The organism is Massilia phyllosphaerae (assembly GCF_034659755.1).
Classification (GTDB): Bacteria; Pseudomonadota; Gammaproteobacteria; order Burkholderiales; family Burkholderiaceae_D; genus Telluria; species Telluria phyllosphaerae.
This window is the reverse complement of sequence record NZ_JAXSQX010000025.1, coordinates 1-2429: the sequence shown is the minus strand read 5'-3', so window position 1 is coordinate 2429 and position 2429 is coordinate 1. Positions and strand designations below refer to the sequence as shown.

The 2429-nt window shown below is 57.5% G+C and carries 2 protein-coding genes; both read right to left on the bottom strand.

Features of this window, described 5'->3' with window-relative positions:
• The coding region (locus U1H99_RS30040; protein ID WP_323145156.1) for a condensation domain-containing protein at positions 1 to 581 on the bottom strand (581 nt) is incomplete at its 3' end.
• The coding region (locus tag U1H99_RS30035; RefSeq protein WP_323145155.1) for a non-ribosomal peptide synthetase at positions 581 to 2429 on the bottom strand (1849 nt) is incomplete at its 5' end. The genes U1H99_RS30040 and U1H99_RS30035, both read right to left, overlap by 1 nt.

Genomic DNA, 2429 nt, shown 5'->3' with positions numbered 1-2429 from the left:
GAGACTTCCCTGACCAATATCCCGATGGACCAGTCATCGGAAACGATGTGATGCTGCGTTACCAGCAGGACATGCTCGTGCCCCGCCAGCTTGAGCAAGGCGCCACGGATGAGCGGGCCCGTGCCCAGGTCGAACGGACGGCTTCGCTCTTCTTCGCCCAGCCGCACCACCTGTTCCTCCTGCTGCGCCTTGTCCAGCGCGGTCAGATCGATCCGCGCAAGGGCAAAGCCCACGGATGGCGCAGCGATCCGTTGCACCGCTTGTCCATCGAGTTCGACAAAGGTCGTGCGCAGGCTCTCGTGGCGGGCGACGATGCGGTCCAGCGTCGCCTGCAGCGCTTGCGTATCGAGCTTGCCGGTCAGCCTCAACGCGGCCGGGATGTGGTAGGCCGCGCCGGCCGAGGCATCGAGCTGTGCCAGGAACCACAGGCGTTGCTGGGCCAACGATAGCGGCAGGTCGCCGCTACGTTCAGCCTTAAGCATGGGTTTAAACCCATTTATTTTTATCTTTTTTTGTTGTTGAAGACGATGTAATAAGGCTGCGCGCTTCAGACTTTCCAAGTTATTATTATTGGCATTCATTAGATTTTCTCTTCCAGGATATTTTTCAAACTATTTTCATCTAAAAAATCTAGATCATTTTGTATATTTTGTAGCTCTTGCTGTTCGTATCCACTCAGTAGTACCGTAATCGTGTAGTCTGAAAAATTAACAAATATAGGATTTTTAAATAATGCAATAACTGGAATTTCTATTTCGAATGCTTTATTGACTCTCGAAACCACTTGCGCGGCCAATAATGAGTGGCCACCCAGCTCGAAGAAGTGGTCGTGGCGGCCAATCCATTCAATACCGAGCAGGTCCTGCCAGATTTCGGCGATGGCTTGTTCGGTCGGTCCTTGCGGCGCCTCGTAGGCACGCACGACGATCGCGGCCTGGTCCGGCGCTGGCAATGCATTGCGGTCGAGCTTGCCGTTGGGCGTCAAGGGCAGCGTATCCAGGCTGACGAACGCACCGGGCAACATGTAGTCGGCCAGTGTCGTGGCCAACTCGGCGCGCAGAATGGCCGTCGAGATTTCCCGGCCCGGCTGGGGAACCACATAGGCGACCAAGCGTTTGTCGCCAGGCTGGTCTTCACGCGCGATCACGATCGCTTCGCGCACGCCATCGCAAGCAGCAAGGCGCGCCTCGATCTCGCCCAGTTCGATACGGAAACCGCGAATCTTGACCTGGAAGTCGTTGCGGCCGAGGTATTCGATATTGCCGTCGGCCAGATAGCGGCCAAGGTCACCCGTGCGGTACATCCTGGCCCCGGCTGCTGGGCTGAACGGATCGGGGATGAAGCGCTCGGCGGTCAGATCCGGTCGGTTCAGGTAGCCGCGAGCGACACCAGCGCCGCCGATGTAGATCTCGCCGGCGACACCGAGGGGAACCGGCTGCAGGCGACGATCCAGGATGTACATCTGCGCATTGGCAATCGGACGGCCAATGGGGATTTCAATTGTAGAGGAGAAACGTCCATATCCGGTACAAAAATATGAAGCACAAGCCGTCGTTTCAGTCGGGCCATAAGCATTTAGCCACTGACTGTTGTGCCGATGTCGGTCAGCAAACCAGGATTGAAGATGCCGTAACTCGGCCTTCTCGCCGCCAACGATCGTCAGACGTAAATCGGGAAGAAGATCTCTCGATTCACGGGTTTGAACCCACTCATGCCAAAAAGCGGTGGGAAGGTCGAGAACAGTAATTCTGTGCTCAAGTGCGAATTGGATGAAATCCCTGTCCGGCGTAACGACGTGGGAAGGCCTCAGGACTAAGACCGCACCGACAGCCATGGAGGCAAAGATCTCCTCTACAGAAGAGTCAAAATTCATCGATGCGAACTGAAGAACCCGATCTCTGGATGAGACTTTAGTCAGTGCGATATGGGCCAATATCAGGTTTAGGACGTTACGATGTTCGACCATCACCCCCTTGGGCTGGCCGGTAGAGCCGGAGGTATAGATGATGTAAGCCAGACGGCTGGCGTGCAGGCCAAGCGAAGCTGGATCCGGGTTGTGTTCCGCCTGGTCGGCAAACAAGGCCGGGACATCCAGTTCCAGCACCGGCAGCGCGGCCTCGCCAGTCATAGACGTCTGGCGCAAGGCGCTCTGCGTCAGCAGGGCTACCGGCGCGCTGTCTTCGAGCATGTAAGCCAGCCGCTCATGCGGATAGGCCGGGTCGAGCGGCACATAGGCCGCGCCTGCCTTGAGGATGCCCAGCAGGCCAACAACCATCTCGAGGCTGCGCTCGACACAAATCGCCACCCGGTCGTCGGGCTTGACGCCCAGCGAGAGCAGACGGTGCGCCACCTGATTGGCACGGCGGTTCAGTTCTGCATACGTGAGGCTATCCTGTTCGTAGACCACCGCCGTCGCCTCGGGCTGCAGC